The sequence below is a fragment of the Paraflavitalea pollutisoli genome (genome assembly GCF_029360705.1).
Lineage (GTDB): Bacteria > Bacteroidota > Bacteroidia > Chitinophagales > Chitinophagaceae > Paraflavitalea > Paraflavitalea pollutisoli.
This window is the reverse complement of sequence record NZ_JARKMX010000003.1, coordinates 430,095-450,528: the sequence shown is the minus strand read 5'-3', so window position 1 is coordinate 450,528 and position 20,434 is coordinate 430,095. Positions and strand designations below refer to the sequence as shown.

Here is a 20,434-nt window from a genome sequence, read left to right as displayed (position 1 = left end):
TTTGTTAAAATTACGGTGTCAATTTTATGGAAACTGTAACCTTTCTGCATCTCTAATCGTTAAAGAGATACTAAGATTTGTGACAATCGGTTAAAGGTTTCTAAAATTTTTTCAATATTTTTGCGTTAGTTATGAAGGCAAACTCTACTCTTAAATTTAACCACATGTTTAAAAAGACCCTCATCAGTTGTGCGATGATCGGGGCGGTTGCACTTGCTGCTGTTGCCAGCAGCGGTGGTGGTAAAAAGAAGTCTGAGGAGCCGCTAAAGCCCGTCTACACACCAATCAGAACGACCAATGGCTTCACGCTGAAAGCCGGTCCGGCCTACACAGGTAGTCATATTTTTAGTACTGAACGCAACCGGAATACGGTAACCCTGGGCGCCGTGGTGACCTACCAAAAAGGTAACACAGTTTACATCATGCCACAGCAGGTCAGGATGATTACAAAACCGACGTTCAGGTCTAATTTCAACCTGTTAGACCTTAAAATAAAGCTTCATAAGTAAGCTTTACTGGTTAAAATCCCATTAAAATACTGATTTAGTTTACTTTCCTGCTTTCTTCGTAGGTAAGCTCTCTATAGCCCGCTTTGGGGATGTCGAACCTTGAGGCAGGTACAGGATTGAGGTTGATCCTAGATACCGTGTACTTGATAGTCAGCTTCCCCTGTACCAATTCATATTCCAGCGGAAGTCCGTTGAGGTTCTTGAATTGGGAGTCGTAATCCTTGTTCTCAGGTATGATATCAGAAGTATAAAACACTGTAAAAGTGGTCCCGTCTGCCAGCTTGGCCACGGCTTTCGTACAGTTATAACCGGCAATGGTCTTCGTTTCCTTCGTATCGGTGAATGTCATTCCATTGTATCGCTTGTTTTTCTCCACCCAGTTTTCCGCGGTCATCCGGATCAGCAATTTTTGTCCGCTTACCTCCTTCAAAACAACAGCAGTACCCGCTTTCGAATCGTGGATTGTCGTCGATGAAAACAAAGCACTCACCATTTCCGTGCGGCTCATGGCCCCTTTCAGGTAAACAGTGGTGGTAGCACCATCCAGCGCATCTGCCATTTTAGGCTCCGCACTACCAGAAGAAATAGAAGCATCATACACGAGGGTCAGCTCAGAAACTTTCTTTTGCGCTACTACCGAAAGCACCAGCAGCAAATTGACAAAGAAGAGACCAATGTGTTTTTTCATGTTAACCCGGGTTGTTGAGTTGACTGTAAGACGAATAACTGCGAATAACCGTTGCCTAAAATAACAACTACCCGCCAATTTTTTGAACTATTGACTTGATTTTTAACGAAATACTTTCAGTTATCGTACACAAGCGAGGCGAATGACCACATTTTGGCAACCTATAGACGCAATAGAGTCATTGATCGCCAATAGCCATCCGGTGCAAAAGCAAAAAGGGCTGTCTCCTTGCAGAGACGGCCCTTTCTATAAAATATAAGGTAGATAACGATGGACTATTTCTTGCCCTGCTTCGCTCGCTCGTCTTGCAGTTTCTTTTGTTGTTCCTGCATTTGCTCCAGGCGCTCGGCCCATTTGGATTTTACCTTAGGTTTCTTGCGCGCAGTCTCGATCGTTGCCACCAGTTTATCGTGGTTGATAATGTAATGCTGGATCACAAACTGCAGCACCAGCGTAATGATATTCGACACGGTATAGTACCAGGTCAACGCCGCAGGCAGCTTATTGAATACGAACAAGAGAATGAAAGGGAAAATGTATGGCATATACTTCAGCGCCGGGTTACCCTGGTCGGGCGTAGAAGCCATATTGTAGAAGGAGATCAGGAAGCTGGTAGCACAGGCAGTCAGCGTAAACAAGCTGAGGTGATTGCCCAGGCCCCAGATCTCAAAGGGGAATTGTACCAGTACATCATAGGAAGCGAGGTTCTTGGCCCACAGGAAAGACTCGCCACGTAGAGAGATGTTCGAGTTAAAGAAGCTATACAAAGCAAAGAAGATCGGGATCTGCAGCAAGCTCGGCAAACAACCGGCAAACTGGTTAACCCCTGCCTCCCGCATGAACTTCATCTGCTCCATGGCAAATTGCTGTTGGTCGGGGTACTTTTCTTTCAGCTTAGCCAGATCAGGACGCAGGATCTTCATCTTCGCGCTGGTCAGGTATCCGGGATACATCAGCGGCGATGTCGCCAAACGGATGAACAACGTCAGCAACAGGATTACGATACCCATGCTGCCGATAAAGCTATCGAAGAAGTTGAATACCGGCATCACAATGTACTTGTTGATCGGGCGTACAAATGCATACATGTCCCTGCCGAGGTTGATCACCTTATCCATTTCGGGAACAGGCTGGCTCTTCAGGATGCGAAAATCGTTGGGACCGTAGTACAGCTGCATGGGGATCATTGCATCACTGCCCAAGGGCACTTTGGCCTGCAGCGTAGTAGTTACATCGGCGATCTTGTTGGTCGTATCGGTATGCTTCAACCAACGGGTTTCGCCGGAAGAGAACCCACCTTTATAGTACAGGGCCGAGTTGAAGAACTGCTGAGAAACAGCTACCCACTGGGTTTGCCCCTCAAACTTTCTTTCGGTCTTGGCCATGATATAATCAAAATCCTGGTTGGTATAATAGCAGATATTCGATTGCAGGCGCTCATACTTCACATCGCTTTCATGCTGTACCGGCTGGTTTTGCCAGGTCAGGTTAAAAGCTCCTTGTGTGAGCAGGCGGTCTGCACCCGACATCTGTACGGTGAAATCGATCAGGTAATCATTGGGTCTGATGGTAAACCGGTGGGTCAACACACCATTGGCTACAGGTGCCCGGAATACGATAGATTGACTGTTATCGGCATTCTTCACCACTTCGCCACCTGCAAAATACAAATCTGCTACCTGCAGGGCCTGGTTGGACGCAGCATTGACGGGATAAGAGATCTTGTCGAAATTGGTGCCGTTCAACACCACCAGGTTACTGTCGCTCGACTTATACTGCTTCAGTTCCACTTTACCGGGCTGGCCGCCCTTGTTGGTAAAACTGATCTTAATGACTTCGTTTTCTACAACCACCAGCTTTTCTACACCCTGTGTGCTTTGCAGGGTACTGTCGCCAACGAGGGCAGATTTGATAGCGGTATCGCGCAAAGCTACAGCCTTTGCAGAATCAAGTGCTCTGTTTACCCGGGCCACAGAATCTTCGTAATGCTGGCGTTGTCCCTGCAATTCGTGGGTATTCTTGGTCGAGATAAAGAGGTAAACAAACAGTAATCCAGCCAATAATATAAAGCCGATCACCGTATTGCGGTCCATGTTCATTAGTACAAAATTTAAAGGAGGTGCAAAGATAGCGGGTAATTCCGGATTTAGGGTTTTACCATAAAGGATTATTCAGATGTAACTTATTGATAAATAAAAACATGCTGATCAACGTATTAGTCGGGCCACAGCCCGGTCTGTTACATCGATCAGCATGTTTTCTATCAAAATGGCCATAACTCCCTGGCGGGCAGGCCTAGATCATCTCACTTTGCAACAAAGGATTCTTTACCACTGTCTTTTGCTCGGTATATTCTTTTGCAGCCTTGATAAAGTGTACAAACAGCGGATGAGGATTCTCCACCGTACTTTTCAGCTCAGGATGGTACTGAACCCCGATAAAGAAAGGATGTTTGGGCAACTCCACGATCTCCACCAGACCACTTTCAGGGTTCTTTCCGCTGGCCACCATACCCGACTCTTCAAAACGGCCGAGATACTTGTTGTTGAATTCCCAGCGATGACGGTGCCGTTCAGTGATCATTTCTTTGCCATAGATACGGCGTGCGAGACTTCCTTCGAGCGTTTGGCAGGAATACGAGCCCAAACGCATGGTGCCCCCCTTGGCAGTAACATTCTTTTGCTCTTCCATCAGGTCGATCACCGGATCGGGCGTTTGCAGGTCCATTTCCGTAGAGTGAGCCTTCGACAGACCGAGTACATCACGGGCATATTCGATCACCGACATCTGCATACCCAGGCAAATGCCAAAGAAGGGGAGCTTGTTTTCACGGGCATACTTCACAGCAATGATCTTACCTTCTACACCACGATGTCCAAAACCAGGTGCTACCAGCAAACCGTCGAGATTGGCCAGCTTTTCACCAACATTATCATCAGTAATAAATTCACTGTGCACATTCACCACCTGTACCTTGCACTCATTGATGGCGCCTGCATGCACAAAAGCTTCCAGGATAGATTTGTAAGCATCCTGCAGCTCGATGTATTTTCCGATCAGGCCGATCGTTACCTGACTCTTGGGATATTTCAGTTTGTCGAGAAACTCTTTCCAGCGATGAAGATCCGGCTCATTCTGTTGAATGATATTCAACTTCTTCATACAGATCAGATCCAGTTTCTCGCGCATCATGGCCAGGGGCACTTCATAGATCGTAGGTGCATCAGCCGCCTCGATCACCGCTTCCGGTTTTACATTACAGAACTGGGCAATTTTACGACGCAGATCGGGCGATAAAGACCGCTCGGTACGGCAAACGATAATATCAGGGTGCACACCTTCCTGGCTCAGCATCTTTACACTGTGTTGCGTAGGTTTGGTTTTCAATTCCTTGGCAGCCTTCAGGTAAGGAATCAAGGTAAGGTGGACCACCACCGTGTCTTCTTCCGGAAGTTCCCACTGCAACTGACGGAGCGCTTCGATAAAAGGAAGACTTTCAATATCACCGACAGTACCACCTAATTCGGTGATAATCACATCATACTCGTTGTTCTTGCCCAGCAGCAGCATCCTGCGCTTGATCTCGTCGGTAATATGGGGAATGACCTGTACCGTCTTTCCGAGAAAGGCGCCTTCCCGCTCTTTGTTGATGACTGTTTGATAAATACGGCCAGTCGTAACGTTATTGGCCTGGGAGGTAAAAATGTTCAAAAAACGCTCATAATGCCCCAGATCGAGATCCGTTTCGGCACCATCCTCGGTTACATAACATTCACCATGTTCGTAAGGGTTGAGCGTACCCGGATCCACATTAATATAAGGGTCAAATTTCTGAATCGTCACCCTCAATCCTCTTGCCTGCAATAGCTTCGCTAATGACGCGGCAATAATCCCTTTTCCTAATGAAGAAGTTACGCCTCCCGTAACAAAAATGTACTTGGCCATAATATATTCGTTAAATCAGTTTACAATGCTCAGCTTAACACGGCTTTAGGTACAAAACAAGAAGCCACACAAACATCGCCTGAGCGCCCTGCCAAAATTGAATGAACAGGGGTACATGGACGTCTGTATTATCTGGCGAACTTTTTTACTTTGATGAATGAACCAGTCCGGCTAATGACCAGCGGAAAACCACATTAGGGGAATAAAATTTCCTGAAGGTCATGCAAAGATACACGAATTTCCGGGGGATAAAAAATCACAAAAAAGTAATGTGGAAAAACTGAATGCAGGCAGCGAATACTATATTCGGAAATGACCTGGCCACTAACCGTAAATGGTACAGTTCGCACACGTTTTACCAGGCAACGCTGCCCGGCAAATCCTGCCAGTAAACGAGTGAGGAACAGAGACGATATTTTATTTCAGGCGGATCAATGTAAAATTATTATTCCATTGGTAAGGAATTTGGGTGGACGTGTGCTGCGGAGCAATGCTCGATTGCCGGGCAGTAGCAGGTAGTTGTTGGTTGCTTTTCGCGGAATGTAGATAACCAATCACGACGATTTCAACCAGTAAGATGATAAACGTAGACCTCTCACTTTTCATAGTCAATTGGATCAGGGATATTAAAGTATTTCTTAAACGAAGGTTGGCATTTTTTATTTCATTTGCAAGCGTAGATCAACGATTTATTGACGTATTCGTACGATTACCTGCCTGTAGACCTTATTTTTATGAATAGCGATGAATTTTTATGGGTATTTTCTTCCCACTCTTCAGATATCTGCTCCAACCTTTATATTTAATGCCCTGAAAGGATCAAATAATTTCATTCCATATCTGGCTTTTTACTATTTTAGTAGCTCCAACGGTGGCACTTATACTTCACCGCCCACACAGATCAGCCCCTTTTAATTCCCCCCATTCAAGATCATAACCTGTGAATGACGCCACGAGCTCATTTTCTAACTGCCTAAGCATATTACATGAACCGGTATCTTCTTCTTTTTATCGCCTTCTTATCCGTTGGTCAGGCTGCATGGAGCCAGTCTCCCCTGTCCTACCAACTCGCCCCCTCCAACAAAAGCCTGTATAAGATCATCTATCCGGTGGCAACCGGCAACGGACTAAATATCTCTGTACCATTTTCGAGCCTGGTGATACATGACATACGTCCAGACACCACCAAACTTGGCTTCTACCGATCCACCAAAGACCGCCACTCGTATAAATACAGATTCACCGGCAACACTGCCCAGGAATTGACCGCCTATCTGACAGCGCATTATAACAAAAACCTGACATTGGGTTCACCCAATCAACTGGAGATCTTTGTCAAGAAATTATGGCTATCGGAATTCGACTCGGCAGAACTCAACCTGCATAATACGCACCTAAGGAACGCCTGGCTGCATGTAAAAGCAGAAGTTTATCTCCGCACTCCCGCCGCTTATCACCCTGTTTTTCGCATCGATTCGATCCTCTACGCACGCAAACAAAATGGATATACTTCAGGAGGGTTCATCACCCAAATGCTCGTCGACGCCTTGCAGCGATTGGAACAGGCGGATTTTTCACAGATCGTCTCCAGAAAAACACTGAGCCCGAGTCAGGTTGATGCCTACAATAAGCATACTACAACAACCCCGTCTGCCCACGTACCCGTTAAAGGCATTTACAGCTCTTTCACTGACTTCAAAAAAGGAAAACCTTCAGCAACCGAGTACGAAGTAAGATTTGAAACGCTGACCGATATCGTATACGTAAAAGAACAAGACGGTAATACCTATGCCCGTAAAGACATCTGGGGTTTTTCAGACGGCCAAACGGTATTTATTCGCATGGGGTCCAACTTCTTCCCGTTGTACAACCACCAAAACACCTGGGAGTTTTATGGTACAGCTGCCATGGAGTTCAAAGCCCCCCGTATGCCCGTTTTGGCCGGAGCTGGCTGGCCCTTTTTATTGGCAGCGGCTGGCGCCACCGAAATAACACAGTACGAAAAGCGCCTCATCAACCTGCGCGCATTTCAGGTGGATGTAGAAAACGGTAAATTCTATTAAAAGAAAACGGTGAAGTGCTTTTGCACTTCACCGTTTTTTATAGCGTACTATATTATTAATCTTTCGCAATCTTGTCATAACTGGCAACAATACCCTTGATCAGCGAAGAACTGAACCCCTGGTGCTCCATTTCATTGAGCCCGGCGATGGTACAGCCCTTGGGGGTAGTCACTTTATCGATCTCCTGCTCGGGGTGCGTACCCTTTTTCAGCAATAACTCAGCAGCACCTTTCACCGTTTGCGCAGCGATCAGGTTGGCCGTAGCCGCATCAAACCCGATCTCGATGCCGCCCTGTATATTCGCGCGGATATACCGCATGGCATAGGCCGTACCACAAGCGCCCAATACCGTAGCAGCATCCATCAGCTTTTCATCGATCCAAGCCACACGCCCCAATTGATTGAAAAGCTCTTCGGTATAGCTCACCTGGTCCTTCGTCACCTCATGAGCCGCCAGGCAGGTCATGCTCTCCTGGATCGCAATGGCCGTATTGGGCATGGCCCTGATCACCGCCACTTTCTTTCCCACCGCCTCCAGCAACTGGCTGATCGTAACACCCGTCACCACCGACATCAGCACATGCCTAGCCGGATCGATGACCTCCTTCAGTTTACCCAGCACCTCACTCACTTGGAAAGGCTTCACGGCCAGAATCACCAGGTCGGCAAAGCGAATAGCCTCTGTATTGTCGTCACCAACCAGAACACCACGTTGCTCCAGTGGTTGCAGCGTCTTGATATTCCGTTTGGTGATCAGTATGTTTTCAGGTTTCGAAAATCCACTATTGATCAATCCTTCTGCAATCGCGGTTCCAAGATTACCGCCGCCGATGATCGCTATCTTCTTACTCATAAACAAAGTTTAGAATGGGGATTACGCATAGGTGCTGCCTGGCAACAGTTGTTTTCTAATAATGCCGGCCGGAGGCCAGATAATTACGCACATAATCTTCTACACCAGCTTCCAGCGTATGAAAAGGCGTGGTATAGCCGGCATCGACAAGTTTCTTCATATTGGCTTCCGTAAAATACTGGTACTTGTCGCGGATATCTTCCGGCATATCGATGAATTGGATATTCGGTTCCTTATCGAGCCCGGCAAAAGTCGCTTTGACAAGGTCTTCAAAGCTCCGCGCTTTACCCGTACCCAGGTTATACAAGCCGCTCGCCACCGTTTTAATATTTTCGTCATACTCTTCCATCAACCAGTAACAAACATTCAACAGATCTTTTACATACACAAAGTCACGCAGTTGCTGACCGTCTTTGAAATCCGGCCTGTGTGAACGGAACAATTTCACCACACCATCTTTTTTGATCTGGTTGAAGGAGTGCCAGATCACGCTGGCCATACGGGCCTTATGGTACTCATTGGGACCATATACATTGAAGAATTTCAAGCCAGCCCAGAATGGCGGCTGCTTGGTCTGCTGCAACGCCCATTTATCGAACTCGTTCTTGGAAACACCGTAGGGATTCAACGGCTTCAATTGAAAAGGCACTTCATGATCATCATTGTAGCCAAGTTCTCCCGCCCCATACGTGGCAGCAGAAGATGCGTACACTACCGGCACCTGGTGGGCTACACAATAATTCCACACTTGCTGTGAGTATTCAACATTCAACCGCTGGTGTACCGAATAATCGAACTCGGTCGTATCCGTACGTGCCCCGATGTGAAAAATAAAGTCTACTGGCCTCGATTGCCCCTCCAGCCATTCAAAGAAATGATCACGCTCTACTTTTTCCAGGAATATTTTCCCTTCCAAATTCGGGTCCTTATCGATGCGGCTAAATTCATCCACGAGGATCAGGTTGATAAAACCGTGCTTATTCAGGAATCCGGCGAGGCAACTGCCGATGAATCCGGCTGCCCCCGTTACGACGATGGTTGCTTGCTTGTACATGATGCCGCAAAAATAGCACGGTTTTCCGATTTGACAGTACGAGTCGCAAAACCTTTCCGCTCCTTTTTCCAATCAGGTAAAAAGAGGGGCGTTATCGATCGCCCTGGCATCCACCAGGAAAGTATTATTTTTACGCCTATCCCTGCAAAGCCATGTCCATCGCACTGATCCATCATAACAAAGCTTTTTTGTCAGAATTACATGGCTACAGCCATTTTTTTGCCGGCATCGGGATCCCCTGTGAGGTAGTAACGCCCAAAGAACTGCCATTACTAAAAAGAAAAATAGACTGGTACTTTATGGGAGTCGACCGAAGCCACCCCATTCCCGGAATATTCCGGATCCATGACTATCTATCCCCGTCAACACCACCCGCACGACGTCTCAAAGACTGGGGCAAACGATGGATCAACGCCCGGCCCGATCTCCGCATATTCAAAAATCATTATACACGGCAATGCTTCGGCTTTTCCGATGCTATTCCCGAACTCCTGATGAACATGGGTATTGCCGATGAATGGTTGCAGACCACAGGCCAAAGGCCGGAAAAATCCTTCGACTTCATCTATATCGGCGAATTGTCGGCAGCCAGGCAAACAAATATTTTACTGGATAGGTTCACGCAAGGGGATTTGCGCGAACGAACGCTGTTGTTATTAAGCCGTAATTATGAGCAATGGCAACGGCAATATGCCAGCCACCCTAATATCCTGTTCAAAGGGCCGGTAGACAAGGCTGGTGTAAAAGACCATATACTTAGATCGCGGTTTGCGATCAACTACATTCCCGACCGCGAACCCTTCAACCAACTCCCCGCCACGAAAATGCTGGAATACGCTGCCTGTGGAGTGCCCATCCTATCCACCAGCTATCCCTGGGTTCGTCAGTTTCAGCAACAATACGGCGGCAACTATCTCTACCTTTCACCCGACTTGCACGACCTCACCTGGCAACGGGTCACAGATTTCAACTACCACACACCCGCCATGTCCGACTGGACCTGGGGCCATCAGATCAAACGATCGGGCATCCTGGAATACCTGCGTCCGCTTTACACGAACATCCGGTGGCCCATTTACACTAAAGAAGATTAATCGGGAAGATCTTGCTGAAGCGTGTCGATGTATTCATCGATCACCTGATCGATACTGAATTTTCGTAACACCAGCGACCGGCCATTCTTTCCCATGCGGGCGCGCTCGTCTGGTAACAGGTTGATCATTTTTTCCATCTTATCCGCCAGGTCGAAGGGATCATGCCTGTTGCAGATATAACCGGTCGAATTGTTCAGTACCACTTCCTTACAACCACGGTTCATCGAGGTGATAACCGGTAGTTCCATGGCCGCCGCTTCCATCAGGCAGCGCGGAATGCCTTCATTATAAAAAGAGGGAAATACAAAGCAATCTGCCTTGGCCAGAAATGGACGTACGTCCTGCGCAAAACCACCATAATGGATCAGCCCTTCCTTTTCCCACCTTGTCAGCTCCTCCTGGGAGATCGAATCGGGATGGTGATTCTCGAAAAAGCCGATCAACTCAAACCGTACATCATAGTTCTTTTTACGCAGAATACGCGCCGCATCCGCATATAACCCGATCCCCTTACTTTTCAACAAGCGGGTGCTCATCAGAAAAGTAAAGGCATGGTCATGATTTCGCGAAGTCCGGAAAGGTGAAAAATGTTTCGTATTCACCCCTTCACCCGGCAATACTTTTACCTTCTCGATATTGACGATCTTCTCATCGATAAATACACGAGCATCTTCATTGTTCAGGAACCAAACCTCCCTGGCCTTTCGCAATCCCCGTTTGTACAGCAAACGAATGATGCGGTATAACCAGTTCTTTTTGGCAAACGCATACCCCAGGCCAGTAATGACAGCTACAGAGGGGATGCCGGTAGCAGAAGCCGCCAATGAACCATAAATATTCGGTTTCGCGACGTAGTGGAAAATGAAATCAGGGCGAAGCGTACGGTACAGTTTTTTCAACTGCCAGTAAAAAGCCAGATCGCGAAAAGGGTTCTTGGTCTTGTTATCGAATTTAATGGGAATAAAGCGGCAGCCAAGTTCTTGTAATGCTGCAGAAAAGGTATCATCAGGCGCCATAACGATCACCTCATATCCCTGCGACAGCAGGTTATTGATCACATCCAGCCGGAAATTATAGACCGACCACGCGCTGTTGGAGACAAAAGCGATACATTTTTTATGATACGCTGAATATCCGGACATTGGCAAATATTGCATCAAATGTATAGATTTGATAGCAATTGCCATAACTGGCTTTCGAATTCATGGTCATTACGTTATTGTTTTTTTTACTGTTTACCTTCCTGATTGTCCGGTTAACCCGGCGATCAACCCCTACCCTGTCAATCGGCGAGGTGACGCTGGCCTTTGGCCTGAAGGCACTGCTGGCCTGCGCCTACGGCTACATCTTTTTGCGGTATTACCACGGCGACGATACCTGGGAGATCCATGCAGGTGGACTCGAAGAATGGAAGATACTGACCACCACACCGGTTCAGTTCTTCCTAGACTTGTTACCCATTAATGCCTGGAAACAGTCAGGTGGTAACCTGTCCTCCGCAGCGCCTTACTACATCGACAAACTCGAATGGCACCTGCAGGTAAAGACGCTGGCGATCGCCAACCTGTTCACACGCGGTAACTATTACGCCAACGCGGTTTTCTTCAGCTTCCTGACCTTTTGGGGGCATTTCCTGCTTTACCGGTTAGCAACGCGCGAATATGCCGGCAACAGGAACTGGCTACTCTTCATCATTTTCGGCTTTCCGCCGGTGTTGTTTTGGCTAAGTGGCATCCGGTCCGATGGATGGTTATTCCTGTGCTTCGCCGGCCTGTTGTACCAGGGCGATAAATGGATGAAGGAGAAACGGCCGGCATCATTGGTCTATGCCTTGATCTGCCTGACGGGCATTTTTATTTTCAGAAACGAATTGCTGTTGGTACTCCTGCCGGGGCTGCTTGCCTGGTACCTGTCTGCAAAGCGCCAACATCGTCCGGTACGCGCATTTCTGATCGTCTATGGAGCCGCCCTCTTGTTGGTTGTTGCCAGTACATACATAACGGGCATCCCCAATGCCTTGCAGCTCGTCGTCAACCGGCAGCAGGCATTCCTGTCGCTGACAGGTAATACGCGGTTCGCACTGTCGGAACTAACACCCCATGCAGGCAGCTTCCTGCAGGTGCTGCCCCAGGCATTCACCAATGCCTTCCTGCGGCCTTTTGTATGGGAAGCCCGTGGACCGTTACAAATCCTGTCAGCATTGGAGGTGCTCTTCTTTTGGGGGTTGCTGGTGGCCATGCTGGTGAGGCGAAATAAAAACAGATGGCAGGCCCCCGGGCCCCGATGGCATTGGCTGGCGTTGTTTTTCAGCGTGCTCTACTACCTCCTGATTGGTTTTGTAGTTCCTTTTCCGGGAGCCATCGTGCGTTACAAAGCGATCCCCGAACTATTGTTGCTTGTGTTGATGGTATCCAGACTAAGCACAGCAAGCAACACTGAAAAAGCCAGCAACAGCACTGCAAACGTTACGCCTTGAAGTAAATGATCATATCAATTATTAGTTCCAGATCTTGTAATGATCAACGCTGAGCTGGCATCAAATTAGTAAAAAGAAAAATATCTAAATTAGAGGCTATCCAAGGTTAAATTCTGATGATTTATTCAATAACACTAGGCCCTTTTCCACATTTTGTTTAAAAAAAACCACAACGAGGCCAAAAACTTTTTATTACCCGCCATTTATTGTTTATTTGCACAACACGCAAAAAACTAAGAAATGGAATCATTACGCTTTAAAGCTATCAACGCCCTGAGCCATTCGAATGGTACGGCAGAGTTGGACAATTCAAAAATTACCGGCTTTTTCGGTGAGAACGTATTTACGCTGAAAGTTGCACGTGAGTTCTTAAGTGATGAAGCATATAAAAGTTTGCTGACCTCCATCAAGGGTGGTAAAAAGATCGATAGGGCTATGGCCAACCAGATCTCCGCTGGTCTTCGCCAATGGGCTGAAAGCAAAGGTGTTACTCACTATACACACTGGTTCCAGCCACTGACTGGTACTACTGCAGAAAAACATGATTCTTTCTTCACCCTGAAAGGCGACGGCAGTGCCCTCGAAACCTTTGATGGTGATGCACTTATACAACAAGAGCCCGATGCTTCTTCGTTCCCCAACGGAGGTATCCGCGCTACTTTCGAAGCACGCGGTTATACTGCCTGGGATCCTTCTTCTCCTCCCTTCATCATGGAGATCGGTACCGGCAAAACCCTGTGTATTCCTACCATCTTCGTTTCTTACACCGGCGAAACCCTCGATTACAAAGCTCCGCTGCTGAAGTCGCTGGAATCACTGAACAAAGCCGCTGTAGACGTATGTAACTACTTCGACAAGAATGTAAATAAAGTAGCTGCCACCCTGGGTTGGGAGCAGGAATATTTCGTGATCGACGAAGCAATGTTCAACGCTCGTCCTGACCTCGTCATGAGCGGCCGTACCGTATTCGGTCACTCCCCGGCCAAAGGCCAGCAACTGGAAGACCACTACTTCGGATCCATCCCCGAAAGAGTGTACGCTTTCATGCGCGATTTCGAAACAGAATCTTACAAGCTCGGTATTCCTTTACGCACTCGCCACAATGAGGTAGCGCCTGCACAGTTCGAGTGTGCGCCTATCTTCGAAGAAGTGAGCGTAGCGGTAGACCACAATACCCTGCTGATGGACATCATGGACCGTGTTGCCCGCCGTCACAAACTGCGTGCCCTGTTGCATGAGAAACCATTTGCCGGCGTAAACGGTAGCGGTAAACACAACAACTGGAGCCTTGCTACAGATACTGGCGTGAACCTGCTGGCTCCCGGTAAAACACCGAAGACCAACCTGATGTTCCTGACCTTCTTCGTCAACACCATCAAGGCTGTACATGATTATTCCGACGTACTGAGAGCTTCCATCGCTTCAGCCGGTAACGACCACCGCCTGGGTGCCAACGAAGCCCCTCCTGCCATTATCTCCGTATTCATCGGTGGCTACCTGAGCAAGGTACTGGCCGACGTGAAAGAAAGAGTAGGTGGTAAATTCGATGAGCAGGATGAAGCCATCCTGAAACTCGACCTGCACCGCAGCATTCCTGAACTGTTGCTCGACAACACCGACCGTAACCGTACTTCACCGTTCGCCTTCACCGGCAACAAGTTCGAGTTCCGCGCCGTAGGTTCAGGTGCAAACTGTGCCAACTCGATGACAGCACTCAACACCATCATGGCGCAAACGCTGAAGCAATTCAAGAAAGATGTTGACGCCCTGATCGAAAAAGGTGAGAAGAAAGAGATTGCTATCATGCACGTGATCCGCGAGTACATCGTAGCCAGCGAAAAAGTATTGTTCGAAGGCGACGGTTACAGCGACGAATGGCACCAGGAAGCAGAAAAACGCGGCCTGCCCAACATCCCGACTACACCGCTCGCACTCGACGCAATGGTGACTGATAAGGCCAAGAGCCTGTTCGAAAGCAACAACGTACTCAACCACGTTGAGCTGGAAGCACGCCACGAGATCGAACTGGAAAAATACATGAAGCGCGTACAGATCGAAGCCCGTATCATGGGTGAGCTCTGCACCAGCCATGTACTGCCTGCAGCGATCAAATACCAGAACCTTCTGATCAACAACATCAAGGGTCTGAAAGAGATCGGCCTGAAAGAAGAAAGCTATGCTAACCAAAAGCAGATCCTCGAGAAGATCTCTGAGCACATCAACATCCTCAGCGACCTCGTCGAGAAAATGATCGAAGCGCGCAAGATAGTGAACGCGATGACAGATATCCGCACCAAGGCTATCGGTTATCAATCTCAGATCAAGGATGCCTTCTTCGATGATATCCGCTACCGTGTTGACAAGCTGGAGCTGCTCGTTGCCGACGAATACTGGGCACTTCCCAAATACCGCGAAATGTTGTTCCTGCGCTAAAAAGCAGGTACCCACAAATAGGTACACTGACATGACAAGCAAAAGAGCCCTTCTGCGCAAGCAGAGGGGTTCTTTATGTTTAGGGCTGCTTTAAAACAGCGCCCCGGCCCGAACAAACCCGTGCCAGCCTCTATTGTGACAAACCGTCTACATACTAACAGCCTGTATGGGGACTAGTACCGCAAGCCACAATTGAACAAAAGAAATATCTATGCACACAATCGGCCAAAGCATACCCAAACCAGATCACAACCATTATAGATAGGCGCTTAATCTGTAGAAACATGGCCAATTGGCAACACAGAATATCAAAGCAGTCATATAATAAAACTATGCGGCATGATTGTTAGTAACTAACTCCATAGGATAAGGTTTAATGGTTAACGCATATGAATGGGAGCCCCCGCCTTTTTTAGGGCGGGGTTTTTCTTGCGGTCAGGTGACCCTGTTGCCCTGCAGGGCATCCTCCGGGGAAGGATTCTCCCCAATTAAAATCAACCTTTTAAAATCATCTTCCCCACAACGCCACCAAACTGCCCGGTATGATAGATATCGCCATATCTAAAGCAGCCTGAATGACCGGATTTCGTTATTTGTGCAACAATCTTGCTCAAATGCATGACTATCGAAATCCTTTGGCGCGATTTATCGTATATGAGTGTAGGAACAACCTAAATGTTTTAGCGTATGGAAGCCTATGTAAGACACCTCATCTCGGACATTCAGGAAGCGGAAAGGCCCGAAGAACCCGGTATACAATATGTATTTCCTGAAATGCTGGACGATGGCGCAGAGGAGGATGACCGCTGGTCCGAAACTGAGCCAACACATACTTTCAGTTATTACTGTGGCCTGCAGAAAGAGCTGTTTCCGCCGGCACACCTGCTGAGCTCTCTGCAGTTAGACAACATTTGCCAGGCCTTCAGTAAAATGATGTTCACCTGGAACCTCGATACCGATATCCCCGACCAGGTACCCCTGAGCAAAAAATACCAGTTACTCATCAGTACACTCGACATCAAAACCGAGATTAGCAATAGCCTCATGACCTTTGAACTTTGCAGCGTCGATCCCCCCTCTTGCCCCCTGGGAGAATATTGCGTATGCAAAGAGTTCCTGAAAGACGAACCCCTGGAAAACATCGATGACTACCAACATGGAGAATAATATCTGCCCACCAGGCACACCGGCATGCCTCATTAGCGCCATATTAGCGCCATAAAAAAACCGGAAGCTCATAATTGCTTCCGGCCCGGTTCGCCAGCTTATAGCCAGCTGCTCATAGGAGTATGGTAGGCATACGATTATTCAACAGAAGAATCGCCCAAATGGTCATCAATAGCTTTACCCACAATATGACTTAACTCACTTTCCTTTTGTGTGTCCATATGCACCCATACCAGCTCACCATGCAACGGACGTTGCTGAAGGCGGATCTCTGGGAATGCATCATAAGGGCCATCTGGCCGGTTCACAAAACGGATATTGCTGACCGTATAATGAGGGGTTGAGTGGTGTAGGGTGACATTTCCGGTAAGCTCGATGGAAATGTTCTTCTCTTTAAATGGATACTTGAAATGAATACTGAACGATTGATTCATAGCCTCTCGGTTTAGTGAATAATTCCTTTCAGTACTATGTATTTCAAGGCCTGTGCCAGGATACCCGATAATGGCCAAAACATATTCTAAAGCAATGATTATCAACTTATTCAGCAATGTTATTTTCAGAACTCTTTAACATTTTCAAGCCATGTCATGACATTTATCAGCAAACTTGGCCCCCCCTGTCTGGGAACTTATATTTGCCGCCGGCGTACAGCTGGAGGGTACCCCTCCCTACTCGCTTCCATGCCGCTCCCTACTCGCTCCCATGGAAGTGTAATGAAAATAGCACAACTTTTCTAAATCAATCACTTACACCAAAGGCGAAAGGGTGCCTCGTGTCCACTCACCTCCCACGTCAAAAAGTACTGACCACAATAGGCGAAGCCCGTAGTATAAGGCGCAACTGCGGCAAATACAACGGGCTTCTTAAGTAGGTTACAGAGCAAGCCTGCGACTACACAGGATCAGGTTTAATGTAATGCTTTATGTAAATCTCATTCGTGTTTTCGGTAAAATCATCCTTCCAAAACAACTACAGGATCAGCTACATTACCCCGGCGCTCTTTACACCTCACTGTCTATATCAAAAACAGCGGATTCCATAAACGGGCACTTCCGGGCATTTAGTATCTATCCAACCGAATTGTTTAAAAAAGAAGATCCCGCCTGCGGGGCGGGACTTCTTAACCACTATTCATGAAAATAAAACCTCTTAGCCTTATTTGATTATTTTCTGCAGCCATTTGTCTTCGCCCGCTGTCACTTCCAGCAAGTACAGGCCTTTGCCCAGGTCGGTCAGGCCGATGAGTTGCCACTTGTTGATCCCCGCCTGCCCTGCATGATCCTGCGTCTTTATAACACGACCATTCATATCCAATAACCGGAGGCTTACAGCAGCCGCCCGCGGGATCGTTACGTTCACCACTAGTTTCTCGACAAAAGGATTGGGATATACGCCGGCAGATATCGATTGCTTCGTCGCCGTCCGGATGCTCACTACAGAAGAATATTCCGTACGTCCATCCTGATCCACCAGCAACAGCCTGAAATATAAAGTAGGATACATCTCCTTGCTATACCGGTATTGATAACTCACGCCCTGCACATTGTTACCCCTGGCTACCACCGTGCCCACCTGGGTATAGTAGATACCATCGGTACTTACTTCCACCACAAATTGCTTCGCATTGGTTTCGCTCAGCGTTGTCCAACTCAGGTCAACGGCACCCTCGGTATACATGCCTTTGAAATTGGAAAGTACCATCGGCAGCAGGGCCAGGCAACTGGCATCCGGGTTACCGGCACCACCAGCATAGGTCAGGGTGTCTTCCGCTGCCATAGCACTATTAGTACTCGTATTGGAAGTTGTTCCACCACCCGATTGCCGCAAAATAATCCGTTGTGTGCTACTAAGACCAGTGATGGTTCCCTGATTCAAAAAGGAACCACCTGTATATAAGCTTCCAAATCCGCTGATGGCACCATTGCTTACAAAAGACCCGCCTACACGCAATTGAGCGTTCGTACGATTGTTCTTGATGCCGCCACCGCCATTATATTGAAAAGCGCCGGCAAACCACAGCAACCCTTCATTCCGCACACGTGGGGCGCCGATGACCGAACCGCCAAAGACCATCGTGTACAGGTTGATGATGGAGTCACCGCTGTTGAAAGTATGACTGGCACCTTTGAACACCGCCTTCCATTGGTTCTTGAACGAGCCAGCCAACTTGGTATCGCCCGCCACGATAAACTGCCCCCGGTTGTCAATGGACACTCCACTGCTTGTTTCCAGACCACCCAACAACACCATCGTGCCACTGTTCTGAATGGTGGTACCGGACTTCGACAAATTCAAGGAAGGGGAAATCCGCATCGTTCCGCACGAAGTATTGGTAATAGAAAAGGCATTGTTCAGGTTGATGTTGTTGGGCCAAAACAGTTTGCCACTATTGATGATAGTGAAACCATTGCCAGGATTGATACCAGACAAGGTCACGTTGGCATCTTTACCTACAGTGACCGTCGCACTGAAGTTACCGCCGCTGGGAGTAAAATTACCGCCATCACGAACCTCTACAGTGGAGCCCTGGATCGCAGTAAGGCTGCCACTGTAGTGACCGCCATTCACGATCACCATTTTAGCGCCATTGTTCAATTGCAGATTACCACTGTAATTGGTGGAGATGCACACCACCTGTCCATTCGTGTACGTGGTATTGGCTACCGGAGCCACACTGCCCGAAGGACACTGTGCCACCGCAGACACAGCAGTTGTAAGGGTGATCAGAAAGATCAGTCCGCTACTGATCAGTTGTTTAGGGTACGATTGTTTCATGATACGTGGGTTATTGGCACAGAATATCCAATCGGCGCGCCAGACCGCTTTTTAATTACTCGACCCTAAACCCGGTACTTATACGAAATATATCCTAAGCCATATTCAATCAACGACTTACCCACTACGTTTTTTCCCAAAGATTTCATGCCCGTAAACGATGATTAAAAAGTCCTGACAGTCCATTTCTTCCCATTACCGGAAACATATTCCACCGTGGGAACAAATAGGATGTTGACACATTTCTTACTAAAAGAAAGACAACGCCTTACACAATAAATCATCATATACAAAATCATCCACCAACACAATAATCGTTAACCTGGGCCCAGAATAGCGGTCAATATCCCATGCCCCCGGGATTTGAATCCGGCGCCCTTCTTCAACACGGAATGCTCCTCTTCCCCTGCAAGAGGCCTAAAAACAAAACTGCCCCGGTTTACATTCCGGGGCAGCTATCATTGTATGAAAAGTTAGTTAACGACTACTCACAGCAGTTTGCGGTGCGCGGGGCAGCACTCCATCCTTCACCATCGTATCCACGATCTCGGCCCCCCCTTTCAGGTTGGCATGCAGGTAATCCGTAAAGGAAGAATAATCAAGAATAGCTTTACTGTAATCATGCACAGTAATGCCGGTAGCCGCTTCGATCTTCTGCTTGAAAACATCCAGTTTCTTGACAGTATAAGTTGGGAAGATAGGAGCGATCACAAATTGCAGGTTGATATTCCTGGCCTTGCAGTAATCAGCCAATTGTTTCAGGTCCTGTACATGACTATCAGGCGTTTTAAACTCCACACTCCGGTGCGGCGCCTGGTCGATCAGGTCCTGCGTGATCGTGTGGTCAAAATACCAGTCATTGTCCAGCTTGTTGCGATAATACATCGCGCGCTGAAATACCTCATTGTTGAACCGATAGATATGGGAGAAATTAGCGTAGTTCCAGGTCTCCTTGGTCTTTAGCCGCAACACCGAATCGATGCGTTCGGAATAAGGCATATAGGTTGTAAAACCAGGTAATAACTTATCATCCGACATCTCCACGATCGTCGTTTCCACCAATACCGTCTTTACCTTGGGATAGCGATCCAGGTAGTCTTTGGCGAGTACTGTAGCGATCTCGCAAGGCATACTGTAATAACAAAGACTGAAGGTAGTTAAGCCGGTAGCCTTCTCCACACTCGGTTGGTAGAAATTGAGACCACGGGAGTTACCCACGATCAGGATATCAGCCTGCCCCTCACCACGGTACATACGGGAATAACGGAACTGGCTTTTAGTGATTTGCTGTTGGAAAATATAGCCGATAAAGCGGTCGCCCACAAACAGGATTCCCAGGAACACAACAACCCAAATTGCCTTTTTCATGATGTG

16 protein-coding genes are annotated in these 20,434 nt (G+C 47.7%); 6 read left to right on the top strand and 10 right to left on the bottom strand.

Features of this window, described 5'->3' with window-relative positions; genetic code table 11:
- The first annotated feature begins 164 nt into the window (after nucleotides 1–164).
- Nucleotides 165–509 (top strand): hypothetical protein, encoded by a 345-nt coding sequence (locus tag P2W70_RS09655; protein ID WP_276481241.1) that lies wholly within the window; start codon nucleotides 165–167, stop codon nucleotides 507–509.
- A gap of 34 nt (nucleotides 510–543) precedes the next feature.
- Here P2W70_RS09655 and P2W70_RS09650 read toward each other — a convergent pair whose 3' ends face one another.
- From P2W70_RS09650 to P2W70_RS09635, 4 genes are all read right to left on the bottom strand, one after another.
- Complete coding sequence (locus tag P2W70_RS09650; RefSeq protein ID WP_276481240.1) at nucleotides 544–1,197, bottom strand: hypothetical protein; 654 nt, start codon at nucleotides 1,195–1,197, stop codon at nucleotides 544–546.
- Between the two features lie 275 nt (nucleotides 1,198–1,472).
- Entirely contained in the window at nucleotides 1,473–3,296 is a 1,824-nt protein-coding gene (gene yidC, locus P2W70_RS09645) for a membrane protein insertase YidC (RefSeq protein WP_276481239.1), read from the bottom strand.
- A gap of 196 nt (nucleotides 3,297–3,492) precedes the next feature.
- Nucleotides 3,493–5,142: a CTP synthase gene (locus P2W70_RS09640; RefSeq protein ID WP_276481238.1), complete on the bottom strand. Its 1,650-nt coding sequence runs from the start codon at nucleotides 5,140–5,142 to the stop codon at nucleotides 3,493–3,495.
- A 417-nt stretch (nucleotides 5,143–5,559) separates the two neighbouring features.
- Nucleotides 5,560–5,748, bottom strand: coding sequence for a hypothetical protein (locus tag P2W70_RS09635; protein ID WP_276481237.1), 189 nt, complete (start codon nucleotides 5,746–5,748; stop codon nucleotides 5,560–5,562).
- A gap of 380 nt (nucleotides 5,749–6,128) precedes the next feature.
- On the opposite strand from P2W70_RS09635, the gene P2W70_RS09630 reads away from it, so the two are divergent.
- Nucleotides 6,129–7,205 (top strand): hypothetical protein, encoded by a 1,077-nt coding sequence (locus P2W70_RS09630; RefSeq protein ID WP_276481236.1) that lies wholly within the window; start codon nucleotides 6,129–6,131, stop codon nucleotides 7,203–7,205.
- Nucleotides 7,206–7,260: 55 nt separating this feature from the next.
- Here the strand turns inward: P2W70_RS09630 and proC are convergent, their stop codons facing one another.
- Both proC and rfaD read right to left on the bottom strand, forming a co-directional pair.
- Nucleotides 7,261–8,058, bottom strand: a complete 798-nt coding sequence (gene proC, locus P2W70_RS09625) for a pyrroline-5-carboxylate reductase (RefSeq protein WP_276481235.1) — start codon at nucleotides 8,056–8,058, stop codon at nucleotides 7,261–7,263.
- Between the two features lie 55 nt (nucleotides 8,059–8,113).
- Complete coding sequence (rfaD, locus tag P2W70_RS09620; RefSeq protein WP_276481234.1) at nucleotides 8,114–9,112, bottom strand: ADP-glyceromanno-heptose 6-epimerase; 999 nt, start codon at nucleotides 9,110–9,112, stop codon at nucleotides 8,114–8,116.
- A gap of 188 nt (nucleotides 9,113–9,300) precedes the next feature.
- Here rfaD and P2W70_RS09615 point away from each other — a divergent pair, with 188 nt between their 5' ends.
- The gene (locus P2W70_RS09615) at nucleotides 9,301–10,206 is read left to right on the top strand and encodes a glycosyltransferase family protein (protein ID WP_276481233.1); all 906 of its coding nucleotides are present in this window, start codon (nucleotides 9,301–9,303) and stop codon (nucleotides 10,204–10,206) included.
- Here the strand turns inward: P2W70_RS09615 and P2W70_RS09610 are convergent.
- Entirely contained in the window at nucleotides 10,203–11,348 is a 1,146-nt protein-coding gene (locus tag P2W70_RS09610) for a glycosyltransferase family 4 protein (RefSeq protein WP_276481232.1), read from the bottom strand. The two genes, P2W70_RS09615 and P2W70_RS09610, sit on opposite strands and share 4 nt — an antisense overlap.
- 62 nt (nucleotides 11,349–11,410) lie before the next feature.
- Between P2W70_RS09610 and P2W70_RS09605 the strand changes: the two genes are divergently transcribed.
- From P2W70_RS09605 to P2W70_RS09595, 3 genes are all read left to right on the top strand, one after another.
- Complete coding sequence (locus tag P2W70_RS09605) at nucleotides 11,411–12,682, top strand: hypothetical protein (protein ID WP_276481231.1); 1,272 nt, start codon at nucleotides 11,411–11,413, stop codon at nucleotides 12,680–12,682.
- Nucleotides 12,683–12,922: 240 nt separating this feature from the next.
- Complete coding sequence (locus tag P2W70_RS09600; protein ID WP_276481230.1) at nucleotides 12,923–15,115, top strand: glutamine synthetase III family protein; 2,193 nt, start codon at nucleotides 12,923–12,925, stop codon at nucleotides 15,113–15,115.
- 687 nt (nucleotides 15,116–15,802) lie between these two features.
- Nucleotides 15,803–16,282: a hypothetical protein gene (locus P2W70_RS09595; RefSeq protein WP_276481229.1), complete on the top strand. Its 480-nt coding sequence runs from the start codon at nucleotides 15,803–15,805 to the stop codon at nucleotides 16,280–16,282.
- Nucleotides 16,283–16,419: 137 nt separating this feature from the next.
- Here P2W70_RS09595 and P2W70_RS09590 read toward each other — a convergent pair whose 3' ends face one another.
- From P2W70_RS09590 to P2W70_RS09580, 3 genes are all read right to left on the bottom strand, one after another.
- Nucleotides 16,420–16,716, bottom strand: coding sequence for a hypothetical protein (locus P2W70_RS09590; RefSeq protein WP_276481228.1), 297 nt, complete (start codon nucleotides 16,714–16,716; stop codon nucleotides 16,420–16,422).
- Nucleotides 16,717–17,440: 724 nt separating this feature from the next.
- Entirely contained in the window at nucleotides 17,441–19,060 is a 1,620-nt protein-coding gene (locus P2W70_RS09585; RefSeq protein WP_276481227.1) for a T9SS type A sorting domain-containing protein, read from the bottom strand.
- A 477-nt stretch (nucleotides 19,061–19,537) separates the two neighbouring features.
- Nucleotides 19,538–20,428, bottom strand: a complete 891-nt coding sequence (locus P2W70_RS09580; RefSeq protein WP_276481226.1) for a hypothetical protein — start codon at nucleotides 20,426–20,428, stop codon at nucleotides 19,538–19,540.
- Between the last annotated feature and the right edge of the window lie 6 nt (nucleotides 20,429–20,434).

Bases quoted from the DNA above. Each gene is read 5' to 3' on its own strand.
- P2W70_RS09655 (WP_276481241.1), top strand. From the start codon at position 165: ATGTTTAAAAAGACCCTCATCAGTTGTGCGATGATCGGGGCGGTTGCA.
- P2W70_RS09650 (WP_276481240.1), bottom strand. From the start codon at position 1,197: ATGAAAAAACACATTGGTCTCTTCTTTGTCAATTTGCTGCTGGTGCTT.
- yidC (WP_276481239.1), bottom strand. From the start codon at position 3,296: ATGAACATGGACCGCAATACGGTGATCGGCTTTATATTATTGGCTGGA.
- P2W70_RS09640 (WP_276481238.1), bottom strand. From the start codon at position 5,142: ATGGCCAAGTACATTTTTGTTACGGGAGGCGTAACTTCTTCATTAGGA.
- P2W70_RS09635 (WP_276481237.1), bottom strand. From the start codon at position 5,748: ATGAAAAGTGAGAGGTCTACGTTTATCATCTTACTGGTTGAAATCGTC.
- P2W70_RS09630 (WP_276481236.1), top strand. From the start codon at position 6,129: ATGAACCGGTATCTTCTTCTTTTTATCGCCTTCTTATCCGTTGGTCAG.
- proC (WP_276481235.1), bottom strand. From the start codon at position 8,058: ATGAGTAAGAAGATAGCGATCATCGGCGGCGGTAATCTTGGAACCGCG.
- rfaD (WP_276481234.1), bottom strand. From the start codon at position 9,112: ATGTACAAGCAAGCAACCATCGTCGTAACGGGGGCAGCCGGATTCATC.
- P2W70_RS09610 (WP_276481232.1), bottom strand. From the start codon at position 11,348: ATGTCCGGATATTCAGCGTATCATAAAAAATGTATCGCTTTTGTCTCC.
- P2W70_RS09605 (WP_276481231.1), top strand. From the start codon at position 11,411: ATGGTCATTACGTTATTGTTTTTTTTACTGTTTACCTTCCTGATTGTC.
- P2W70_RS09600 (WP_276481230.1), top strand. From the start codon at position 12,923: ATGGAATCATTACGCTTTAAAGCTATCAACGCCCTGAGCCATTCGAAT.
- P2W70_RS09595 (WP_276481229.1), top strand. From the start codon at position 15,803: ATGGAAGCCTATGTAAGACACCTCATCTCGGACATTCAGGAAGCGGAA.
- P2W70_RS09590 (WP_276481228.1), bottom strand. From the start codon at position 16,716: ATGAATCAATCGTTCAGTATTCATTTCAAGTATCCATTTAAAGAGAAG.
- P2W70_RS09585 (WP_276481227.1), bottom strand. From the start codon at position 19,060: ATGAAACAATCGTACCCTAAACAACTGATCAGTAGCGGACTGATCTTT.
- P2W70_RS09580 (WP_276481226.1), bottom strand. From the start codon at position 20,428: ATGAAAAAGGCAATTTGGGTTGTTGTGTTCCTGGGAATCCTGTTTGTG.